The sequence below is a fragment of the Clostridium sp. CAG:221 genome (assembly GCA_000435835.1).
In the GTDB taxonomy this organism is placed as follows: Bacteria; Bacillota; Clostridia; order Clostridiales; family Clostridiaceae; genus Clostridium.
Window position 1 is genome coordinate 36593 of the sequence record FR883427.1, and the last position, 22418, is coordinate 59010.

Annotated in this window: 20 protein-coding genes; 16 read left to right on the forward strand and 4 right to left on the reverse strand. The window is 29.1% G+C overall.

The window, feature by feature from the left end:
* Window positions 1-2 precede the first annotated feature (2 nt).
* The 3 genes from Q5O44_RS13255 to Q5O44_RS13265 form a co-directional block, all read right to left on the reverse strand.
* Window positions 3-1226 carry an argininosuccinate synthase gene (locus Q5O44_RS13255; RefSeq protein ID WP_022168921.1) on the reverse strand — a complete coding sequence of 408 codons (1224 nt, stop codon included), beginning with the start codon at window positions 1224-1226 and terminating at the stop codon, window positions 3-5.
* Window positions 1227-1551: 325 nt separating this feature from the next.
* Window positions 1552-1932 (reverse strand): DUF4363 family protein, encoded by a 381-nt coding sequence (locus tag Q5O44_RS13260; RefSeq protein WP_022168922.1) that lies wholly within the window; start codon window positions 1930-1932, stop codon window positions 1552-1554.
* Complete coding sequence (locus Q5O44_RS13265) at window positions 1929-2744, reverse strand: YetF domain-containing protein (RefSeq protein WP_022168923.1); 816 nt, start codon at window positions 2742-2744, stop codon at window positions 1929-1931. Before Q5O44_RS13265 ends, Q5O44_RS13260 begins: the two co-directional genes overlap by 4 nt.
* A gap of 166 nt (window positions 2745-2910) precedes the next feature.
* Here Q5O44_RS13265 and Q5O44_RS13270 point away from each other — a divergent pair, with 166 nt between their 5' ends.
* A complete protein-coding gene (locus Q5O44_RS13270; RefSeq protein WP_022168924.1) occupies window positions 2911-4371 on the forward strand; it encodes a nucleoside kinase in 1461 nt (486 codons plus the stop codon).
* 213 nt (window positions 4372-4584) lie between these two features.
* Here the strand turns inward: Q5O44_RS13270 and Q5O44_RS13275 are convergent, their stop codons facing one another.
* Window positions 4585-5733 carry a DEAD/DEAH box helicase gene (locus Q5O44_RS13275; protein ID WP_022168925.1) on the reverse strand — a complete coding sequence of 383 codons (1149 nt, stop codon included), beginning with the start codon at window positions 5731-5733 and terminating at the stop codon, window positions 4585-4587.
* Window positions 5734-5909: 176 nt separating this feature from the next.
* On the opposite strand from Q5O44_RS13275, the gene Q5O44_RS13280 reads away from it, so the two are divergent.
* The 15 genes from Q5O44_RS13280 to Q5O44_RS13350 all read left to right on the forward strand — a co-directional run bounded on the left by Q5O44_RS13280 (window position 5910) and on the right by Q5O44_RS13350 (window position 22402).
* On the forward strand, window positions 5910-7307 hold the full coding sequence (locus Q5O44_RS13280; RefSeq protein ID WP_022168926.1) for a VanW family protein: 1398 nt from the start codon (window positions 5910-5912) through the stop codon (window positions 7305-7307).
* A gap of 120 nt (window positions 7308-7427) precedes the next feature.
* Window positions 7428-8339 carry a M15 family metallopeptidase gene (locus tag Q5O44_RS13285; protein ID WP_302638153.1) on the forward strand — a complete coding sequence of 304 codons (912 nt, stop codon included), beginning with the start codon at window positions 7428-7430 and terminating at the stop codon, window positions 8337-8339.
* A 48-nt stretch (window positions 8340-8387) separates the two neighbouring features.
* Window positions 8388-8621, forward strand: coding sequence for a hypothetical protein (locus Q5O44_RS13290; protein WP_022168928.1), 234 nt, complete (start codon window positions 8388-8390; stop codon window positions 8619-8621).
* 129 nt (window positions 8622-8750) lie between these two features.
* Window positions 8751-8888, forward strand: a complete 138-nt coding sequence (gene scfA / locus Q5O44_RS13295; RefSeq protein WP_022168929.1) for a six-cysteine ranthipeptide SCIFF — start codon at window positions 8751-8753, stop codon at window positions 8886-8888.
* Between the two features lie 180 nt (window positions 8889-9068).
* Window positions 9069-10421, forward strand: a complete 1353-nt coding sequence (scfB, locus tag Q5O44_RS13300) for a thioether cross-link-forming SCIFF peptide maturase (RefSeq protein WP_022168930.1) — start codon at window positions 9069-9071, stop codon at window positions 10419-10421.
* A gap of 77 nt (window positions 10422-10498) precedes the next feature.
* A complete protein-coding gene (locus Q5O44_RS13305) occupies window positions 10499-11716 on the forward strand; it encodes a pitrilysin family protein (RefSeq protein WP_022168931.1) in 1218 nt (405 codons plus the stop codon).
* Between the two features lie 189 nt (window positions 11717-11905).
* Entirely contained in the window at window positions 11906-12958 is a 1053-nt protein-coding gene (locus Q5O44_RS13310; protein WP_022168932.1) for a GerMN domain-containing protein, read from the forward strand.
* A gap of 103 nt (window positions 12959-13061) precedes the next feature.
* Window positions 13062-14477, forward strand: a complete 1416-nt coding sequence (locus Q5O44_RS13315) for an aminotransferase class I/II-fold pyridoxal phosphate-dependent enzyme (protein WP_022168933.1) — start codon at window positions 13062-13064, stop codon at window positions 14475-14477.
* Between the two features lie 52 nt (window positions 14478-14529).
* Window positions 14530-14652: a hypothetical protein gene (locus Q5O44_RS13320; protein WP_022168934.1), complete on the forward strand. Its 123-nt coding sequence runs from the start codon at window positions 14530-14532 to the stop codon at window positions 14650-14652.
* A gap of 172 nt (window positions 14653-14824) precedes the next feature.
* Window positions 14825-15658, forward strand: a complete 834-nt coding sequence (locus tag Q5O44_RS13325; RefSeq protein WP_022168935.1) for a Cof-type HAD-IIB family hydrolase — start codon at window positions 14825-14827, stop codon at window positions 15656-15658.
* A 306-nt stretch (window positions 15659-15964) separates the two neighbouring features.
* Window positions 15965-17476, forward strand: a complete 1512-nt coding sequence (locus Q5O44_RS13330) for a sodium-dependent transporter (RefSeq protein WP_022168936.1) — start codon at window positions 15965-15967, stop codon at window positions 17474-17476.
* Window position 17477: 1 nt separating this feature from the next.
* Window positions 17478-17579: a MetS family NSS transporter small subunit gene (locus Q5O44_RS13335; RefSeq protein ID WP_022168937.1), complete on the forward strand. Its 102-nt coding sequence runs from the start codon at window positions 17478-17480 to the stop codon at window positions 17577-17579.
* A gap of 457 nt (window positions 17580-18036) precedes the next feature.
* Window positions 18037-19878, forward strand: coding sequence for an asparagine synthase (glutamine-hydrolyzing) (gene asnB, locus Q5O44_RS13340; protein WP_022168938.1), 1842 nt, complete (start codon window positions 18037-18039; stop codon window positions 19876-19878).
* 101 nt (window positions 19879-19979) lie between these two features.
* Window positions 19980-21044 carry a BMP family protein gene (locus Q5O44_RS13345; RefSeq protein ID WP_022168939.1) on the forward strand — a complete coding sequence of 355 codons (1065 nt, stop codon included), beginning with the start codon at window positions 19980-19982 and terminating at the stop codon, window positions 21042-21044.
* Between the two features lie 272 nt (window positions 21045-21316).
* Window positions 21317-22402 carry a BMP family protein gene (locus Q5O44_RS13350; RefSeq protein ID WP_022168940.1) on the forward strand — a complete coding sequence of 362 codons (1086 nt, stop codon included), beginning with the start codon at window positions 21317-21319 and terminating at the stop codon, window positions 22400-22402.
* Window positions 22403-22418 lie beyond the last annotated feature (16 nt).

A 22418-nucleotide genomic window follows, 5' to 3' on the forward strand; every position in this document is an offset into this window, starting at 1 on the left:
GGTTATTGATCCTGTTTATTAATTGATGAATGCATTTTTGAATTTACTACTGTAGGAAGACCAAAAAGATTGATAAATCCTTCAGCATCTTTTTGATTATAGACACCATCTTCACCGAAAGTAGCATATTCTTCGCTATATAAGGAATAAGGAGAAGTCATACCAGCATTTACTATATTACCTTTATATAATTTTAATTTAACTTCACCAGTGACAGTTTCTTGTGTTTTGCTAACAAAAGCAGATAAAGATTCTCTAAGAGGAGAGAACCATTGGCCATTATATACTAAATCAGCAAATTTTAAGGCAATGATTTCTTTATAGTGGGCAGTTTCTTTATCTAAACATAATTCTTCTAGATCTTTATGAGCTTTGTAAAGAATAGTTCCACCAGGAGTTTCATATACACCACGAGATTTCATTCCTACAAGTCTGTTTTCCACCATATCAATTATTCCAATAGCATTCTTTCCACCAATGTCATTTAGTTTTTCTATTAATTTAACACCAGAAAGTTTTTCACCATTTAAAGCAACAGCAATACCTTTTTCAAAAGTTAAGCTTATATAAGTAGCTTCATCAGGTGCATTTTCTAAAGTGTTAGAAAGCTCAAGAATCTTATGATATTTTGGCTCATTTTCAGGATATTCAAGATCAAGGCCTTCATGGCTTAAGTGCCAAAGGTTTTTATCCTTACTATAGTTTGTTTCATAAGTAATTTTTAGCGGAATATTATGGTCTTCGGCGTATTTAATTTCTTCTTCTCTAGATTTTATATCCCAAATTCTCCATGGAGCAATGATGTCCATATCAGGAGCAAAATGTTTCACAGCAAGTTCAAAACGTACTTGGTCATTACCTTTACCAGTACAGCCATGGCAAATAGCATCAGCACCTTCCTTAAGAGCAATTTCTACTAATTTTTTACCAATGATAGGTCTCGCAAAAGAAGTTCCTAGAAGATATTTCCCTTCATAAATAGCACCAGCTTGAATAGTTGGGAATATATAGTCTTCCACAAATTCTTTAGTTAAATCTTCAATATAAATTTTAGATGCCCCAGAAGCTAAAGCTTTTTCTTTTAAGCCTTCAAGTTCATCTTTTTGCCCCACATTTCCAACAACAGCAATAACTTCACAGCCATAAGTTTCTTTTAGCCAAGAGATAATTATAGATGTATCTAATCCTCCAGAATAAGCTAGTACAACTTTATTGTATTTTTTCATAAATATAGCCCCCTTATATTTCAACTAAAACATGGTGTTTTTAAAAATAATTTCCAAATATCTTTATATATGATTATATTCCGAGATGAATAAATATGCAACAATTATTTTTAAAAATGCATAAAAACTTTATATTTAGCTTAAAAATGAATAAAAATTTAATTTAAATGTATAAAATATGTAGTGATAAAATAAAAATAGCATGAAGTAGTATATTTAAAAGTTTTAAAAAATATACTACTTTATGCTATTAATAAATGATAACAGTACGAGAAATATTCTTAAAAGAAAGAGTAGAGTCATTTTTACAAGTTACAATAAAACATCAGAATATATTTTTTAAATCAGGTACTTGAAGGTCTTTTATATGCTGTGCTGCAAATTTTAATAGATGCAGAGAAGCAGAAGCTTCAGACATATCATCTTCTTCAATATATACGGTAAGCTTTAAAGCTTCATTTAATAACACATCATAATCAAGATGATTAATATAAATTGAAGGAATAATATTTTGTTCATCAAGACGGCTAAAGATAATCATAGCTGCTTGGAAGCTTTCTTCTTTATTTTCACTGGATAATCCATATTCTAAAAATTCGCAATCGTTGATTGTTTCTGTACATAAATTTTTAAATTTCATATCTGAATAAAATAAAAAAGATATTAAAACCAAAAAAATAAAAATTGAAATTAATGAATTTTTCATTGATCCTCCTTAATATATTCATCATATCTTTGAAAAAAGAACTTTCCTTGGGTATCAGTCATAGCTAAAATGATATCTTCAATTTTTCCTGCCTTATGTTGATCTAATTTCTTTTGTATCCACTCTCTATTTTCTCCACTAGTAGTTAAGGCATTATTATTAATATGCCCATCAAGAACGTATATAATAGGTAATATTGGTGGAGAACTGTTGGAACTTTGATTATTTTTATAAGATGATTGTTGCTTTTGACTATCTGAAGAGGAACCATTTCCTCCGCCAGAGCTATTTGTAGCATTATTTTGAGCAGGCTGAGTATTGCAAGAACATTTAACTATAGGACTTGGAGAACTAGAGCTTGAAGTAGAGCTAGAGTTAGTCAAAAATGACAATTGTCCGTTATTTTCCAAAATTGCATACTCAATTTCACTTAAATCAAAGTAACCAGCTAGTCTAAGCTCTTCCATAAGTTCATCTAAATTAATTTGTTGTTTTGAAAGAGCTTTCATATTTATCTTGCCTTTATGAACTAAAATTACTGGTTCACCCTCTAATATTTTCCTTGCTGTTTGGCTTTTAAGTTGTAGTTGAGTTAAAATTGTCTTAATAAACAGCAAGGTAATTATAGGTATTATACCTAAAATTAAAGGAAGACGAGTATCTTGCATTGGAAGTGCTGCTAAATCTGAAATCATTATTGTTATTACAAATTCATAAGGTTGTAATTCTCCTATTTGACGTTTGCCCATTAATCTCATCACAAGTATTACCAATGAGTAGAGAATAATGGTTCTTATTAATACTATAAACATATGCTAAAACCACCTCAAAATAAGTATTTGTAAATATTACTCTTTTATTCAAAGTATATCTTTTATAAGGAAAAAGATTTTAGGACAAAATAATATAAAATGATAGAATAAAATCTTTTTATGTATATAATGGAAATAAGAGGCAAACAATTTAGGAGGAAGAATTATGGACAACATACGAAATAATTCTAGAACACTACAATTCATATTTATAAAAGCAGTTTTAGATTTATACAAAGATGCAATAGTAACCATGGAACATAGCATAGGAAAATGGGTATTTGGAGAAATTCATAAGAAAGAGCCTTTGACAGAACAAGAAGTAAATAATATTAAGCAAGCAATGCAAAAATTAATTGATAAAAATTATCCTATAAAGAGAATTAAGGTAAAGGGAGAAGAGGCAATAAAAATTTTCCAAAACTACGGTATGACAGATAAAGTAAAGCTATTGCAGCAAACAGGATTTAAAGTAGTAACTTTATATGAATTAGATGGAAGATACGATTATTTTTATGGGCCAATGTGGGAATCAACAGGAGTAATTAAAAATTTTGATGTTAAATTTTATAATGGAGGATTTATTTTAGGATATCCAACAGATGAAAATTTAATGGTAGTAAATAAATTTGTGGAACAAAGAAAGCTTACTAACATATTTAGGGAAACAGAAAAGTGGTTAAATATTTTAGGTATAGGTGAAGTTGGTTCTTTAAATGAAAAAATATCAAATGGAGAATTAATAGATTTGATTATGATAAGTGAAGCTCTTCATGAAAAGAAAATTGCTCAAATATCAGATATGATTAATGAGAAAAAAGAGATAAAAGCTGTTTTTGTGGCAGGACCAAGCTCCTCAGGAAAGACAACCTTTGCCAATAGATTAGCTATCCAGTTAAAGGTTAATGGACTAAATCCCATACCAATATCTCTTGATAATTACTTTGTTAATAGGGAAGATACTCCAAGAGATGAAAATGGAGAATATGATTTTGAGTCAATAAAATCTATAGATGTAAAGTTTTTCAAAGATCAAATGAAGGAATTATTTGAAGGTAAGGAAGTAGAAATACCTATATTTAATTTTTTAACAGGATATAGGGAGAAATCAGGTAGTAAGGTGAAAATGCCTAAGAATGGAATTTTAATAATTGAAGGAATTCATGGACTTAATCCAATTCTTACATCTTCCTTAGATGAAAATAATATTTTTAAAATTTATATATCAGCATTAACACAGTTAAATTTGGACAATCATAATAGAATTTCCACTTCAGATGTACGAAGAGTGAGAAGAATTGTTAGAGATAGTTTATCAAGAGGAAAAAATGCAGAGGAAACATTGCTTATGTGGCCAAGTATAAAGAAAGGTGAAGAAAAAAATATATTTGTTTACCAAGAAGAAGCAGATGTTATGTTTAATTCCACTTTAGTATATGAATTATGTGTATTAAAGAAAAAAGCCTTAGAGGAATTAGATAAAGTAGTTGCAGATAGCAGTGTTTATGATGAAGTAAAAAGACTTAAAGCATTCTTAGGATTTTTTGATGAAATAGATAAAGGGCTGGTGCCAGAAAATTCTATTTTAAGAGAGTTTATTGGTGGAAGCATTTTTTATAAATATTAAATAAAAACTTATAAATGAAAAACTTAGATAATGATGAACCTTAGATAATTATGAACTTAGATAATGATGAACTTAGTTAATGATGAATTATGAATGATGAGTGATGAATGAAGGAATAAACTCCCCTATGGGAGTTTAGAAAATATATATTTCTCAGAAACTCTTCGAGTTTCATCCTTAATTCATAATTCATAATTTATAATTCATAATTATTTATTGTTCCATGTCCATAAGTTTTCCACCGTATAATTTTTTTACGGTAAACTCAATGTCAAAGGCTTTTTCATAAGATTGAAGTATTTCAATATCCTTATTAGTTATTAAACATACAGAAACTCCAGAATTATTTCCTCTAGCTGTTCTTCCAGCTCTATGTAAGTATTCATCAGGATTTACAGGGAAATCTAAGCTGATTATATGGCTTACTTCAGGAATATCTAGCCCTCTGGCAGATAAGTCAGAAGAAACAAGAACATTACATTTACCTCTTCTAAAAGCATCTAAAGCTCTTTGTCGTTCTTCTTTAGAGGCATTTCCATAAATAGCTGTAGATTTAACCTTGTGGTATTGTAATTTTTCGTTAATCTGTCTAAGGTCAGTATTGTTATTAACAAATACTATAGCTCTTTGAGGTTGCTCAGCAGCAAGTAGTTTTCTTAAATTTTCAAACCTATCTCTAAGACTTCCTAAGATGCAGATATGTTCAATTTTAGGGTTTATTTCAGATTTATTTTCAATTTTGATAATTTCAACATCTTTTACTAATGTTTTAGCAAGGTTTAAAGTTTCTTTATTAATACTTGCAGAGAAGAACATTAGCTGACGATCCTTCATAGTTGATTTTATAATATCTTTTATTATTACAGGCTTATTTTTAGATAATAAATTATCTGCTTCATCTAGTACTATAGTTTTAATAGTATGGGCAGTAATCTTTTTCTTTTTGATTAAGTCAAGAATTCTTCCAGGTGAACCAACAATTATGTGTGGTTTAACTTCTTTTAGTTTCTTTATTTGCTTTTCAATGTTAGACTCTCCCATTATTGATAAAGATGTAACATTTATGCCAGAATTAGTAGATAGAAGTTTTATTTGTGATTCAATTTGGACTACTAACTCATGAGTAGGTGCTAGAATAATAGCTTGCATTTCACGTTTTTCTACGTTGATCTTTTCAAATATAGGAATAAGGAATGCAAGAGTTTTTCCAGTTCCAGTATGTGCTTCTGCAATAATATCTTTATTTTCTAAAGCAAAGGGAATAGCAGTTTCTTGAATACCTGTAGGTATTGTTATATTTTGTTTTTCAAGTCCAACAACAATTGAATTGTTTATATTTAATTCATTAAATGAGTTATTCATTAGTATCTCCTTAATATAATAATAGTATTTATAGTATACACTAAAATAAATAACAGTATAAAGAAAAAATAGTAAAAAAAATGAGGGAATTTTGCGAATGAAAAAGTGATAATAAAAGGTATAAATAGTGTATAATGGTTTAGGGGAAAAGTTGTTTAAATAGGGGAGGGATTAATATGAGCAATGATGATAAAAAAGTAGATGAAGTACATGAAACAACTTCTGAAGAACCAATAGAAAATGAAGCTCATGAAGAAATAGCTGAATTTGAAGATACTATCAATAAAATCTCTGAAAAAGATATTTATAAGGATGTAGATTTAAAGAATAAAAAATTTAAGATTGGATTAATAGCAGGAATTATAGTTCTTATAGCTATTATAGGTGGAGTATTATATTGGTGGACAAGTAATAAAAAACTTGTTGATAGTTATGAGTATAAGGTATATCCAGAAGTATATATTTATTCTGAACCAGTAGGTGAATTAAATGAAGTGGATTTATCAAAGGTGTTAGCAGAAAAAGATGCTGAGATTGCTAGTAAAACTGTTAAGGTAACTGTAAATGATAAAGAGTATTCTTCAAGTTATGCTGGATTAGATGTTACAACTAATAAAGATGAACTTGAAGATAAAATAATGTCATATGGAAAAAACAAGAGTTTCAAGGGAAAATTAAATTTAATTAATGAACCTAAGAAAAAAACTTATAACATGACAACTACAGTTAATGAAGAAAAGATTAAGGAATTTGTTGCACAGATATCTGAAGATGTAAAAGTTGATCCAGTAAATGCAAGTGCATCAATTTCAGGTGGAGTAGTAAATATAGTTGAAGGACAAAACGGATATGTATTAGACGAGAAAGCTTTAGTTGATTCAATAACTTCTCAAATCACTGGCAAAAACGGTGGGGCTGATGTAGTTGCTAATGGAGCATTAGTTGAAAGTGAAGCAGATATAACTGCTAATGAATTAAGAACAATTGATACTAGAATTTCAAGCTTTACAACGTATTTTTCACCTGGAAATAGTGGACATAATATTCAAACAGGGGCATCATATTTTAATAATACATTATTAATGCCAGGTGAGGAATTCTCTTGTACTGATGGAATAGGACCAACTACAGCAGAGAGAGGTTTTGTAAGTTCAAACACTTATGTAGGTGGAAAAGTAGTTCCAGGAATGGGAGGCGGAGTATGCCAAATAGCTACTACTTTATATAATGCAGAACTTAGAGCAGGGATACTTCCAACAGAAAGACAAAATCATATGATGACCGTAGGTTATGTAGGAATAGGATTAGATGCAACATTAGCAGATGATTTAATTGACTTAAGATTTGTTAATACTTATGACTATCCATTAATAATAACTACTTCATCAACATCAGGATCTCTAACTGTGGAAATATGGTCAAATTCAAATGCTACTAATGGATATACTTATGAACCTAGAGTAGAGGCAATAAGTAGTCTTGATTGCTATACTTATTTAGATAAGTATGATTCATCTGGAAATTTAGTTGATAGCATATATTTAAATGAAAGTGTGTATCAGCCATTTTCTTAAAAAAATAAAAAAGCTATTGCAGAAATGCAATAGTTTTTTTATTTATATATGGTTATAAAATACAATTTTAAGGGAAATATATTTAATAGTTATAATTTTTTAGGATACGGTGATGTAAATATGAAAAAAATATTTTGCTGTTTATTTATTTTTTTAGGAATTATTTTCTGTACTAATAAATACTATGTTTTTGCAATGAAAGAAACAGAAGATAATGATGAGTTAAAGAAAAATTTATTTTCACTAATAAAGGGATATAGTGACTATATATCATCAATTGAAAAAAATGAAAAAGGTGAAATTTTTATAATCACAAAGAATAATACTAGAATAATATATGATGATTTAAAAGATAAATCAGTAAATGAGAAATTTATTAATCCAGATTTACAAGATTTATTTTTTGAAAGCTATCCGCTACAGCCTATTAGAAAGGTGATGGAATTAAACAAGGATCCAGGAAGACTAAGAAACTATAAATTATTAAATAATGTTTACGGTAGTAGTAAAAGTGAAATTGAAAAAAATTTAACTACTATTAATACCAAATATGGTAATATAATTTTTAATAAATGTAATAATGCTGCTGAAAATTTAAAAAAAGCTTTGGATGAAGTTTGGATTGCATCTTGTGATGATGCAAAAATTAATAATTTTGTAATGCCAATCAGTGGTACGTATAATTACAGAGTTATTCAAGATACTGGAATGTTAAGTCCTCATTCCTATGGCATTGCCATAGATTTAAATAGAAATGATGCAGATTATTGGAAGTGGGTACCAAGAGAAAAGGGTGATAGTAGAATAGCTATTTATCCAAAAGTAATAGTAGAATCTTTTGAAAAGTATGGATTTGTATGGGGGGGTAAATGGTCTCATTTTGATATTTTACATTTTGAATATAAACCAGAAATTATAATTAGAGCACAGTATTTTTTTGAGGATGACAAAAATGAAGCTTGGGATTATAATATTCCTAAAGATGATAAAAATATAGAAATTATTAATTTAATTAATGAAAAAATAAATTAATTAAATTAACATAGATTATTATAATTTTTATAATAGAGAGGTGAAATTATGGCGGGAAAGAATGGAAAAAAGATTTTTTTAGGAGCACTTTCAGCAATAGCAGCTTCAGTTGCAGCTGGAACTATGATAAAGAATAAAATAAGTGAAAAAAATAAAAAAAATAAAAAAGAAAAAGGACTTTATTATACTGTTTCATTAGAAGATTTATACAATTCATATGATGACAAAACATTAAGTGAAGAAGAAATGATAAATGAAATTAAAAAAGAAAGTTCACTTTAAAAAATAGTTAAGCTTGTTAGCTTAGCTATTTTAAAAAAAAATATCCAATATTATAAGTAAATTCTTTATTATAGTGGGAAAATGTGCTATAATAACTGTTGTTATTAATAGAAAATGGAGGATTTGTACATGAAACATATTAAGACAATTAACAAGACTAACATCAAGAATAGCTTAAGCAAACCAGGCTGTAAGGAATGTGCAAACTCATGTCAATCAGCTTGCAAGACTTCTTGCACAGTTGCTAACTTAGAATGTGAAGTATAGTTAAAAAGTGGCAGTAACTATAATGCTTAGTTACTGCCTATACTTTTAAGAAATCAAAGAAAGAATACCTATAAATTGTAGCGTAAGTTAATAAAGTTGAATTATTAAGATTACTAAAGAAAAATTTATATATAGTGTAGTATTTAATAATAGCTGTATTGTTATAAGGAGGATGTATTAATGTCATTAATTCATAAATTTAAACAAGGTGGAAAATGCTTTGTTTTAGATGTAAATACTGGAGCAGTTCATATAGTAGACGAGCTAGTATATGATTTAGTAGATGACAACAGATTAAGATCAAAAGAGGAGTTAGTAGCAGATTTTGGAGCTAAATATGGGGCTGATGTAGTTGAAGAAGCTTATGAAGAACTACAAGAATTAGTTGCTGAAGGAATTCTTTACACAGAAGATCAGTATGAAGATATAGCTCATTCTTCAATGGATGATAGAGATTATATAAAAGCAGTATGTTTAAATATAATCCATGCTTGTAATTTAAGATGCAAGTATTGCTTTGCCGATGAAGGAGAATATAATGGACATAAAGGTAAGATGTCATTAGAAACAGCAAAAAAAGCAATAGATTATGTAGTTAAAAGAAGTGGTCCTAGAAAAAATATTGAAATAGATTTGTTTGGTGGAGAACCAACAATGATGATGGATACAATCAAAGAAATTATTGCGTATGCTAGAGAAAATGAAGCAAAATGGAATAAGAGAATAAGATTTACCATGACCACTAATGCTACACTTTTAACTGATGAGATGATGGACTATATGGATAAGGAGTTAGAAAACATAATCCTTTCCATAGATGGTAGAAAAGAAGTGAATGATAAGGTAAGAATTAGATTTGATGGCAAAGGATCATATGATCAAATATTACCAAATATAAAGAAAATGGTAGCTAAGAGAGATAAGACTAAAGCTCATACTGTAAGAGGTACATTTACAAGAGAAAATCTTGATTTCTACGAAGATGTTAAGATGATGGTAGATGAAGGATTTAGAGAAATATCTATCGAGCCAGTTGTTTTAGAAGATGGACATCCGTTAGCTTTAAGAAAAGAAGACTTACCTAAAATATTTGAAAGCTATGATAAATTATATGATGAACTAGTACAAAAGAAAGCAGAAGGAAAAGAGTTTAACTTCTACCACTTTAAAGTAGATTTAAACGGTGGTCCTTGCGTTTATAAGAGAATATCAGGTTGTGGAGCAGGATTTGAATATGTTGCAATAACGCCACAAGGTGAAGTTTATCCATGTCACCAATTTGTTGGTAAGGAAGAATATAAATTAGGAAGCATTTATGATGATAGTTATAATGCAGATTTAGGAATGAGTTTTAAGAAAGCACATATATACAATAAGCCAAAATGTAGAAACTGTTGGGCTAGATTCTATTGCTCAGGTGGATGCCAAGCTAACAACATAGCGTTCAATAACGATATTAACAATCCTTACGATATTGGATGTCAAATGCAAAAGAAGAGAATTGAATGTGCTATAGCACTTAAGGCAGAATAATAAAAAAACGAAGCAATAGCTTCGTTTTTTTAATAAACAGCAGTAGCAGTTTATCAATTAAATTTTTAGGGGGTATTATGCAAGAATATATATTAAAGAATGGTTTAAAGCTTGTGTATAAAAGTACTGATTCCATGTTGTCATCTATATCTATTGCACTAGATGCAGGTGCAGTAAGAGATACAGAGGGGAAGTTTGGGATTGCACATGTAACAGAACACATGATATATAAGGGTACAAGCAATAGATCAGAAGCAGAAATAAATAAAGAATTTAGTGAAATTTTTGGCTTTCAAAATGCCATGACTAATTATCCTTATGTAATATATTATGGAACATTATTAAGTGAGGATTTAGAAAAAGGTATAGAATTATATGCAGATTTATTGATTAATACTACATTGGGAAATACTGGTTTTGAAGAAGAAATGGATGTTATTAAGGAAGAACTTAAAGAGTGGGATGAAGAAGTAGAACAATTCTGTGAAGATAGGTTATTCCTTAATAGTTATAAGGAGAGAAGAATAAAATATCCCATTATTGGTACAGAAGAATCTTTAGAAAAGATAACCATTGAGGATGTAAAAGATTTTTATAATAAATATTATTTCCCGAAAAACACAACTATAGTGATAATATCTCAAAAGAGTTTTAAAGAGGTAATTGATCTTGTTAGTAAATATTTTAGTGGTTGGAATAATATTGGATATAAAATACCTTTAAAAGAAAGTGAAAAGGCTGAAGGAAAGACTTATAAAGATAAAAGACATGGTATTAATACTGCAAAAGTTTTAATTACATATAATATTAGTGCTTTAAGTCATGAAGAAATAAAGGCTTTAAAAGTTTTAAATCAGTATATTGGTGAAGGTGTTAATTCCCTTTTATTTGATAGTTTAAGAACTAAAAAGGGATTAGTTTATGATGTGTTAACTAGGATTAGCAATGAAAGCAGCATTGGATTATATAAAATTACTTTCAGTACTGCAGAAGAAAAAGTACAAGAAGCAATAAATTCAATTGAGAGTATTTTTGAGAATTTAGAAGAAACATTAAAAAGATTATCTAAAAAAGAAATTAATAGCCTTGTAAAAAGCTTGAAATTAAAGAGATTATTCAATGAAGAACAAAGCATAAGATTATCTAATGCAACAGCAATGTATGATGTTATGTTTGGTGATTATAAGTTATATCTTGATGAAATTGAGGGTTTAGAAAAAATAAATAAAGAAGATTTAATCAATGTAAGCACTAAAGTCTTCAAAGATAAGTGCGTAGAAATAATAACAAGATAATATGAATATTTTTTTATAAAAAATGCCAAAGAGATAAAAACCTTTGGTGTTTTTTGTATTTAGAAAACTATCTGTTTTACGGTGGGGCATGATTATGTTAACAATTATGCTGTGGTAAAATATGTATTAATAAGAATGTATTTTCCATAGAATATAATATAGGTTAATAATTTAATAGGAGGAGTGATTATGAGTAAGAGAGGAAAAGTAATGTCTATATTGGTTATGTGCTTATTGTTTTTTATAAGTTGTGAAAAAATAGATAGTTTTATAGAAAAGAATTCAGTAGATACAGAAGAACAGATGGAGAGCACAGAAGGAACTATTAGTGACATAAGTAGTGATATTTCTAATGATATAGAAAATGAAATTAAAAATAATAAAGAATTGGCAACCGATTATTTTTGGCAAGATAAAATAACTGATGATACTGTGGCAGTGATTGTTAATAACATTACAGATGAAGAGTACAGTAGCTTAAATAATGTCGAAACTGTTATTTTAGGTGATACAACTGAAGGAATTGTTGCTGTGGCAGCTATTGATGGTATTGATATGGAAATATGGTCTCTTGAATATAGTGAAGATGAATTAAAGGAAAAAGAAATGATTCATAAGCGAAAAAGTATGAAGGTTAATGAAGCTATAAATATTGAAACACTTATTCCAGAAGGGACTCCAAGTTATAAGATAAAGGGAAGTAGTAGTCAGGGAGATTTTCAGTATATTATCCAATATAATGGATTGAATGGTGGAAAGCATATAGAGTATATATCATATGGAGTAGATAGTACCAATACTTCCAGTGAAAAATCTAAAATTAAAACCATGAAATGTAGACTCTTTTTCTTTGATGGTGTTAATATGCAACAATATTATATTGATAAGGAGATAGCTGTTGAAGATAGGGCTGTTATAAAAGCACTTACTAAAGAACTACAAAAAGCAGAGCAGTATGATAATAATTTTTTAGCACTTAGTGATAAAGTGGAAATAACATCGGCTAAAGTAGAAAATGGAGTTTTAAAAGTTGAGTTTTCATCAGATTATACTTTGGATGAAACTTTAGGTAGTAGCACTGAGGATGGATTGTTAAATTCTCTAATTAATACCTATGGTTATAATTTAGGAGTAGATAAAGTTGCTATTTATTTTGGTAATGAACTTTATACTGGTGTAAAAGGAGAGTTAGAACCAGGATACTTTAAGGTAGACTTTAGCTCTGCAGAGATATATAGCTAAATTATTTTCAGGTAATATTTGTGAGTAACTTACTAAAAAATGTGAACAAATGAAAGAAACTATATTATAATATCATAGAAAAAACATTGAATGGAGAACTTAGATGAGTAATAAAACACCTCTTTTAGATGAAGTATTAAAATATAAAAAGGAAGAAAATTTGATTTTTTCAATGCCCGGAAATAAATGTGGAAAGGTCTTTTTAAAAGATAATATAGGAAAAGAATTTGTAGACACCATGGGGTATCTTGATATAACAGAAGTGGATCCTTTAGATAACCTTCATGCACCTGAAGGAATAATATTAGAAGCACAGCAATTATTAGCAAAGACATATGGTGTGAAAAAGGCATATTTTATGGTTAATGGAAGTACTGGAGGTAATCTTTGTTCAATTTTTGCAGCCTTTAATGAAGGTGATGAGGTATTAGTTGAAAGAAATTGCCATAAGTCTATCTATAATGGACTTATTTTAAGAAAACTAAAAGTTAAATATATTGAACCACTAATAGATGAAAAGTTAGGAATATTTTTACCACCAGATAAAAAGAATATTTATGATGCCATAGAACAGTGTGAAAACTTAAAGGGAATTATTTTAACTTATCCAAGTTATTTTGGCATAACTTATGATATTGAAGAAGTTTTGTTAGATTTAAAGAAAAGAGGATTAAAAATAGTGGTGGATAGCGCTCATGGTGCTCATTTTATTGCCAATAACAAGTTACCTAAAGCTATTTATGGAATTCCTGATTATGTGGTTTTAAGTGCACATAAGACATTGCCAGCATTAACTCAAGGATCATATCTTTTATCTAATACAGATGATAATGCTGTAGAATTTTATCTAAATACTTTTATGACTACGTCGCCATCATATCTTATTATGTCATCGCTGGATTATGCAAGATATTATTTAGATGAATATGGTTATGATGAATATGAAAGACTTATAAATAAGGCAGAAAAGTATAGAAGTATAATTAATTCATTAAATAAAGTTCATATAATATCCAAAGAGGATTTGGCAGAGGATTATGACATTGATAAGTCACGATATATTGTAACGGTGTCAAAAGAATACAGTGGTCATAAACTTTTAGAGTATTTAAGGGAGCAAAGAATACAATGTGAAATGAGTTTTGCGTCAGGCGTAGTTTTACTACTATCACCTATAAATGATGATGATGATTTTAAGAAACTCTTAAAATCATTTGAAAATTTGCAGCTTAAGGATATAAGACAAGATAATTATTCTAAATATTATTCTTTTATTCCTAAAAAAGTATTGGAACCTTATGAGGTTTTTAAAAAAGAATGTAAGTATATAAAGATAAATGAGGCAGATAAAAATATTGCCTGTGAAGCTATAATACCATATCCTCCAGGAATACCACTTTTATGTCCTGGTGAAGTAATAACAAAAGAAGCTATAGATATCATTGATGACTATATTAGCAATAATCGCTCAGTAATTGGTATAAAAAATAAAGAATATATTAAAGTTGTTATAGAATAGTAGAAATATATATGGGCAAAATAAATTAGAATCGTATATGGGAGTTGATGTTATGCATTATAGAGTAGCAGAATTAAATGAAAAAGAATTTCAAGCTGTGAAAAAAGTTGAAGCAATAATGGAAGAAGAAACAGGTAAAAAATATGTTATGATTGCATGGGAAAAAGAAAAATAGTTATAAAAAAGTTAAGCAAAAAATTGCTTAACTTTTTATTCAACAAAAAATGATATAATAAAAAGGACATAATTTAAAAAAAATACTAGAATTTATATTCTTTATAGTATATAATGTAATACCCGCAGGAAAAAAATAAGTAACTATAAAGATAAAGTATGAGGTAAAAATTATGGAATTATTTGTTACAGATTTAGATGGAACATTATTAAATAGTAATAAAGAGGTATCTATAAAGTCAACTGAGATTTTGAACAAGCTTATAGATAATGGTGTTAACTTTACAGTTGCTACGGCAAGAACACCTGCAACGGTTGTAGATTTATTACAAGATGTAAATCTAAAACTTCCAGCAGTATTAATGAATGGTGTATTGCTTTATGATATTAAAGAAGAAAAGTATATTAATATAAAAGAAATAGAAAAAGATACAGTAGATAAAGTGTTTGATATATTAAATAAATTTGATAAGAACGCAATGGTGTATGGAATAAGAAATAATCACTTATGGGTTTATCATAAAGAATTTGAATATTCATGGGAATATAATTTTTATAAAGAAAGAGCTGATAGAAAACAAAAGACTTTCTTAAAAGTTGAAAATTATCAAGAGAGTATTAAGGAATCAAAAATAATTAACTTTATAGTTTTTGATAAATACGAAAAGATAAAAGGAATATATGAAGAACTTAAAAAGATAGATGAAATATCAGTTGAATATTATGAAGACATATATGAAAAAGGATGTTACTTCCTTGAGGCTTATAGTGCAGAGGCATCTAAAGCAAATGGAATTAAGCTATTAAGTGATTATATTGAGCATGACAAGCTTATATGCTTTGGTGATAATTTAAATGATATACCAATGTTTGAATTAGCAGATGAATGTTATGCTACAGCAAATGCTGTGGAGAGTGTTAAGGAAATTTCCACAGATGTTATTGGAAGTTGCGACGAAGATGGTGTTGCATTATTTATGGAAAAGAAATTAAAAGTGAAAAGTTAATAATATAATTAATAAGATTGATATGTTTGCATACATATCAATTTTTTTTATATAAAAAAGCAAAAATTATAAAGATTACATAATTAATTTATCATAAAAAAGCACTACAAAATTAATTATAATCAAAATTTAATCGTATACATTGATAAAGTAATAAAAAAATCAAGATATATGTAACAAAAATGTAATTTTGTATTGCATAAATGGTTTAAATGATATATTATATAGAAAAGACAAAGAAAACGTAACAAATTAATAATAAAAAGGTTAATTATATGATAAATTGTTAAAATGGAGGAATGAAAAATGAAAGAAAGTAGAGAACAGTGGGGTAGTAAATTAGGATTTATTCTTGCAGCTGTAGGATCTGCTGTAGGGTTAGGAAATATATGGAGATTTCCTTATTTAGTATATACAAATGGTGGAGGAGCATTTTTGATTCCATATTTTGTAGCTATATTTACAGCAGCTATTCCAATACTTATATTAGAGTATGGAATGGGACATAAATATAAAGGTTCAACACCTTTAGCAATTGCTAGAGCAAATAAAAAATGGGAATGGCTTGGTTGGTGGCCAACTATTAATGCATTTATTATATTAGCTTATTATTCGATGATATTAAGTTGGGCATTAAAGTATTTAACATTAAGTTTTACAAAAGGCTGGGGAAATGATACGAATTCATATTTTTATAATGATTTCCTTCAATCTTCAAGTTCAGCATTTGAGTTTGGTTATATAATATGGCCAATACTTATAGGAATTGCAATTTTATGGGCTGTAAATTGGTTCATATGCTACAAAGGTGTAAAAGGTGGTATAGAAAAACTTAATAAGGTATTATTACCATTATTAATAGTTATAATGATTATAATTGTTATAAGAGGAGTTACATTAGAAGGTGCAACTATTGGTTTAAATAAATTATTTACACCAGATTGGAGTAAAATGTTAGAACCGCAAGTTTGGATTGCAGCTTATGGACAAGTGTTCTTTTCATTAAGTGTTGGAATGGGAATTATGATGACTTTTTCAAGTTATCTTCCAAAGAAAAGTGATATAAATAATAGTGCATTTATGACAGCATTTGCAAACTGTGGATTTGAGTTTTTATGTGCTATAGGCGTATTTGGAATATTAGGATTTATGGCATCAAGCCAAGGATTACCATTTGAAGAAGTTGTTTCTGGTGGAATAGGACTAGCGTTTATAGTTTTTCCTAAAGTATTTGGATTAATGGGAGTATGGGGAACAATACTTGGAGTATTATTCTTTACATGTTTAGTATTTGCTGGTTTAACTTCATCAGTATCTCTAGTGGAGGCTGTAAGTTCAGCTGTTATTGATAAAACAGGATGGGAAAGAAAAAAAGTAGTAAGCTTAATATGTGGATTAGGATTTGTTGTTAGTATAGCTTTTGCCACAAGAGCAGGACTTTACTTATTAGATATTATAGATAACTTTGTTAATAATTATGGAATAGTAGTTATTGGATTGTTAGAAGCATTTGTAATAGGATGGATAATTAAACCAGAGACTATTAGAAAGCATACAAATTCAGTTTCTTATTATAGCATAGGAAAATGGTGGGATATTACTATTAAATATATAACACCAACAATACTTGCAATTATGTTAATAAGTAGTATAGTTACTGAAATTAAAACACCATATGGAGGGTATTCAACAGCTGAACTAATAACATATGGATGGGCTATTGTAGGAATTGGAATAATAGGTGCACTTTTAGTTAGTAAAATGCCATGGAAAAATAAAGATATAACAGGTTTTGATAATGAAAGTGAGGTTGCATAATATGACACCAGTAGCAATGACATTCTTCTTTATAGGATCAATAGTTTTATATGGAGGATTAATAACAACATTAACAATAACAATAAAAAATGAAAGAAAATAATAAGGGAATAGCCGTCTGGCTATTCCCCTTATTATTTAATTAAACAGTGAATATCGCTCCGCTAATTCACTTAGTTAAGTAGCCATAAATGGCTAATGAAACGCTTATATTGCTACGCTCATAAGCTAGTTAAAATTTTGCATGCAAGCATGTAAAAAATTAAGGTGAGAATTTCTACGAAATTCTTTAAAAATATATTTTCAGAAACTCCCTAAGGAGTTTCAACCTTAATTCATCATTCATAATCCATAATTCATAATTAAAAAAGGAATTTCCCAAGGAATTTCATCCTCAATTTTTAATTTTTCATTCTTTTAATTAGCGAAGCGGCTTAACTAATTAGCGGTAGCGTTCATTAACGAAGTGTTAATTAGCGTAGCGTTAATTAAAATTAATCACCCTGATTATTTTAAAGCATAAATTGTGTATTATATGAAAATAATGAGAAGGTGAAATTATGTGTGGTATAGCTGGATGGATAAATTTTGGTGAAAATTTAAAATCAAATAGCACAATTATTAAAAAAATGACTGAAAAATTAGAAAGGCGAGGCCCTGATAGTGAAGGCATATATGAAAGTGAAAATGTGCTTTTGGGGCATAGGAGATTGATAGTGGTTGACCCAGAAGGTGGAAAGCAGCCAATGATAAAAATAATTCATGGAAGTAAATATGTTTTAGTGTATAACGGCGAATTGTATAATACTGAGGAATTAAGAAAAAATCTTTTAGAAGAAGGATATGCTTTTGATTCTTACAGTGATACAGAAGTACTATTAATGGCTTATATAGCATGGGGTGTAGAATGCATAAAGAAGTTTAATGGTATATTTGCTTTTGCCATTTATGATGAAGATAAGGGACGAGTATTTTTAGCACGAGATCAAATGGGAGTAAAACCTTTATTTTATTCTATTAATAATAAAAATATAATTTTTGCATCGGAGATAAAGGCAATATTAGCAAATCCTATGGTAAAGGCTCAAGTTGATAGAGATGGAATTACAGAACTATTTGCTTTAGGGCCAGCTGTAACTCCAGGAAAAACTATTTACAAAAATATTTCAGAAATTGCACCAGCCAATTGTATGGTTATAAGCAAGGGAAATATTAAAGTGTGGGAATATTGGAAGGTTAGTTTAGAAGAAAATAAAGAAACTGTGGAAGAAGCAGCAGAACATGTAAGAACATTAGTAGTTGATGCAATAAAACGTCAATTGGTAGGTGATGTACCAATATGTACTTTTTTATCAGGGGGATTAGATTCATCGGCAATATCAGCAATAGCAGCAGAAGAATTTAGAAATAGGGGAAAGGTGCTAGACACTTATTCTATTGATTATAAAGATAATGAGAAGTATTTTAAATCTTCTTTGTTTCAGCCTACTTCAGATAAATACTGGGCTTGTAAGGTGGCGGAATTTATTAAAAGCAATCATAAAAATGTAGTGCTAAATCATAAAGATTTGGTGTTGGCATTGAGAGATGCTACCGTAGCAAGAGACATTCCTGGAATGGCAGATGTAGATTCATCTCTATTACTATTTTGTAAAGAAATAAGAAAAGATTTTGTGGTAGGATTATCAGGTGAATGTGCTGATGAAATTTTTGGAGGATATCCATGGTATACTAATGAGGATATGCTAAATTCAGAAACTTTTCCTTGGTCCAGATCTGTGGGAATGAGAAAAAGTATTTTAAATGAAAAAATTAAAAAGTTTAATATAGAAGAATGTGCTCAGTATGAATATTTAAAAACTTTAAAGGAAGTACCACATTTTGAAAATGAAGATAAGAAAAATTATAGAATGAAAGAAATGTTCTATTTGAATTTAAAGTGGTTCATGGTAAATCTATTAAATAGAAAAGATAGATGTAGCATGTATAATAGCTTAGAAGTAAGGGTACCATTTGCAGATATTAGGATAGTGGAGTATGCTTTTAATCTTCCAGTGGAGATAAAACTTCTTCATGGTCGGGAAAAGGGAATTCTAAGAAAAGCCTTAGAAGGAATATTACCAGAAGATATAGTATATAGAAAGAAAAGTCCATATCCTAAAACTCATAATCCTATATATACAGAAATGGTATGTAAAGAGATGAATAAGATTTTAAGTGATAACCAGTCTCCTATTTTAGAATTAATTGATAAGAAGGTTGTTAAAGAAATCGTTGATACAGAAGGTAAATCATATACTACTCCTTGGTTTGGTCAATTGATGACAGGTCCACAACTTATAGCATATTTAATTCAACTTAATATATGGCTAAAAGAATATGATGTAAATATATTAATGTAATTACATTAACTGTTTTGCATAATTTACGAAAGTGAAGTATAATTTACAAGATTATTCGCATATGTACAGAGATGCAAAGTTGCGACAGGGAGGAATTAAATATGAACAAAAGATTAATTGCATTAGCAATGTCAGGATTAATGGTTACAGGACTTGTAGGATGTGGAGCAAGTGAAGGTGAAGGAAATGATGTATTAAAAGTAGGGATGGTAACAGATTCTGCTACTATTGATGACAGATCATTCAACCAAGGAACTTGGGAAGGAATACAAGCAGCTGAGGAAGCGTTTGGTATATCAAGCACTTATATGCAACCAGCAGGAGAGACAGAAGCTGATTATGCTACAGAGATAGCAAATCTTTATGATGCTGGGTATGATTTTATAATCACACCAGGATTCAAATTTGAAACAGCCATTTATGAAGCTCAAGCAAAATATGAAGATGCAAAATTTGTAATTTTAGATGGAACTCCAAATGATGGAGGAGAAAATAGCTTAGTTGCAGATAACACAGTTTCAATTTATTTTGCAGAAGAGCAATCAGGATTTATTGCGGGAGTTGCAGCAGCCTTAGAAATCGGTGAAGGAGACTTTGGATTTATAGGTGGTATGAAAATACCAGCAGTTCAAAGATTTGAAATTGGTTTCGCTGAAGGTATAGCATATGCTAATGAAAATTTAGGGACTAGCATTTCTCTAAAGGAAGAAAATGTAGTTTATGAAGGTACTTTTAGTAATGTTGCAGGTGGGCAACAATTAGCAGCTCAAATGTATGATAGTGGAGTTAAAGCAATATTTGTTGCAGCAGGTTCAGTAGGAATTGGTGCAATAAATGAAGCTAAGACACAAGTGGCAGCAGGAAAAGAAGCTTGGGTAATTGGTGTTGATTCAGATCAATATGAAGATGGAATATATGATGTTGAAAATAATAAATCAGTAGTTCTTACTTCAGCAATAAAAAAGGTTAATGAAGCAGCATACCAAATTATTGAAGCAGAACTTGCAGGTAAATTTAATGGCGGCGAAACAATAGTATTTGATGCCTCAAATGATGGTGTAGGAATACCAGAAGAAAATCCAAACTTAAGTGAAGATACTATTGCTAAAGTTAGTGAAGTATACGAACTTGTAAAGAATGGTGAAATTTCAGTTAGAGCTGAATAATATGTAATTAAAAATCAATTAGAGCTAGAAGATTTCTTCTAGCTCTTTTTCTGCAACTAAATTAGTATATGTAGCGGTTAAAAATATGACGAATAATATTGATGAATTTAAGAAAAAGTTTGTATTTTTTTATGATTTTAACTCATAAAAAGTTAAAAAATCTAACTTTTTACAAAAAACATATTGAAAAAACGAAATATAAAATGTATAATCACAATATAGTTCGTATGTTCATATATATGTGGTTCTCTATAATAAGGAGGAAACAAAGAATGAAAAAAAGAATTTTAGCGTGCATGCTTTCTTTAGTAGTTGCAGGTTCTATGATAGGTTGTTCATCTACAGGTGAAGAAACATCAAAAGATCAGATAAGGGTTGGTATGGTTACTGATGCTGGTGATATTGATGATAAGTCATTCAATCAAGGAACTTGGGAAGGTGTAGAAAAAGCAGAAGAGGAATTAGGTGTTGAAATAAACTACTTAAAGCCAGCTGGTGAAACAGAAGCAGAGTATAATATTGAAATAGGTAACTTATATGATGCAGGTTACAATTTGGTAATATGTCCAGGGTTTAAGTTTGAAACTTCAATTTATTCAATGCAAGAAAAATACCAAGATGCTAAATTTGTAATAATTGATGGTTCACCAAATGATGGACAAGGAAATTCGCTAGTGGCAGAAAACACTGTATCAATATTCTTTGCAGAGCATGAAGCAGGATTTTTATCGGGGTTAGCGGCAGCGCTTCAATTAAAAGAAGCAGAATTAGGATTTATAGGTGGAATGGAAGTATCATCAGTTCAAAAATTTAACTGGGGATTCCAACAAGGTATTACATATGCTAACGAAAATCTTGGTACAAATGTATCTATAAAGGAAGAAAATGTTGTTTATTCAGGTTCTTTCACAGATGCAGCTCTAGGGCAACAATTAGCAGCTCAAATGTATGATAGAGGAGTTACAGCTATATTCCAATCAGCAGCAGCTACTGGAAATGGTGTAATAACTGAAGCAAAACAAAGAGCAGCTTTAGGTGAAAATGTATGGGTTATAGGTGTGGATTTAGATCAATATGAAGATGGAATATATGATGAAGCAAATGGAAAATCAGTTATTTTAACTTCAGCAGTGAAAAAGATAAATAATGCTTCATTTGATATGATAGAAGCAGCTATCAATGATCAATTCCCAGGTGGAAAAACTCTTGTTTATAGTGTAAACAATAATGGTGTTGGTATACCTGAAGAAAATCCAAATTTAGATTCATCAGTAGTTGAAACAGTAAATGAAATATTAGAGAAAATGAAAAATGGTGAAGTTACTGTAAGTGATGAGCAAGGTGATTTAATAAGATAATTAATCAATAAAAATA

Excerpts from the sequence above, each read along its gene's own strand:
- Q5O44_RS13255 (WP_022168921.1), bottom strand. The coding sequence starts at position 1,226 with ATGAAAAAATACAATAAAGTTGTACTAGCTTATTCTGGAGGATTAGAT.
- Q5O44_RS13260 (WP_022168922.1), bottom strand. The coding sequence starts at position 1,932 with ATGAAAAATTCATTAATTTCAATTTTTATTTTTTTGGTTTTAATATCT.
- Q5O44_RS13265 (WP_022168923.1), bottom strand. The coding sequence starts at position 2,744 with ATGTTTATAGTATTAATAAGAACCATTATTCTCTACTCATTGGTAATA.
- Q5O44_RS13270 (WP_022168924.1), top strand. The coding sequence starts at position 2,911 with ATGGACAACATACGAAATAATTCTAGAACACTACAATTCATATTTATA.
- Q5O44_RS13275 (WP_022168925.1), bottom strand. The coding sequence starts at position 5,733 with ATGAATAACTCATTTAATGAATTAAATATAAACAATTCAATTGTTGTT.
- Q5O44_RS13280 (WP_022168926.1), top strand. The coding sequence starts at position 5,910 with ATGAGCAATGATGATAAAAAAGTAGATGAAGTACATGAAACAACTTCT.
- Q5O44_RS13285 (WP_302638153.1), top strand. The coding sequence starts at position 7,428 with ATGAAAAAAATATTTTGCTGTTTATTTATTTTTTTAGGAATTATTTTC.
- Q5O44_RS13290 (WP_022168928.1), top strand. The coding sequence starts at position 8,388 with ATGGCGGGAAAGAATGGAAAAAAGATTTTTTTAGGAGCACTTTCAGCA.
- scfA (WP_022168929.1), top strand. The coding sequence starts at position 8,751 with ATGAAACATATTAAGACAATTAACAAGACTAACATCAAGAATAGCTTA.
- scfB (WP_022168930.1), top strand. The coding sequence starts at position 9,069 with ATGTCATTAATTCATAAATTTAAACAAGGTGGAAAATGCTTTGTTTTA.
- Q5O44_RS13305 (WP_022168931.1), top strand. The coding sequence starts at position 10,499 with ATGCAAGAATATATATTAAAGAATGGTTTAAAGCTTGTGTATAAAAGT.
- Q5O44_RS13310 (WP_022168932.1), top strand. The coding sequence starts at position 11,906 with ATGAGTAAGAGAGGAAAAGTAATGTCTATATTGGTTATGTGCTTATTG.
- Q5O44_RS13315 (WP_022168933.1), top strand. The coding sequence starts at position 13,062 with ATGAGTAATAAAACACCTCTTTTAGATGAAGTATTAAAATATAAAAAG.
- Q5O44_RS13320 (WP_022168934.1), top strand. The coding sequence starts at position 14,530 with ATGCATTATAGAGTAGCAGAATTAAATGAAAAAGAATTTCAAGCTGTG.
- Q5O44_RS13325 (WP_022168935.1), top strand. The coding sequence starts at position 14,825 with ATGGAATTATTTGTTACAGATTTAGATGGAACATTATTAAATAGTAAT.
- Q5O44_RS13330 (WP_022168936.1), top strand. The coding sequence starts at position 15,965 with ATGAAAGAAAGTAGAGAACAGTGGGGTAGTAAATTAGGATTTATTCTT.
- Q5O44_RS13335 (WP_022168937.1), top strand. The coding sequence starts at position 17,478 with ATGACACCAGTAGCAATGACATTCTTCTTTATAGGATCAATAGTTTTA.
- asnB (WP_022168938.1), top strand. The coding sequence starts at position 18,037 with ATGTGTGGTATAGCTGGATGGATAAATTTTGGTGAAAATTTAAAATCA.
- Q5O44_RS13345 (WP_022168939.1), top strand. The coding sequence starts at position 19,980 with ATGAACAAAAGATTAATTGCATTAGCAATGTCAGGATTAATGGTTACA.
- Q5O44_RS13350 (WP_022168940.1), top strand. The coding sequence starts at position 21,317 with ATGAAAAAAAGAATTTTAGCGTGCATGCTTTCTTTAGTAGTTGCAGGT.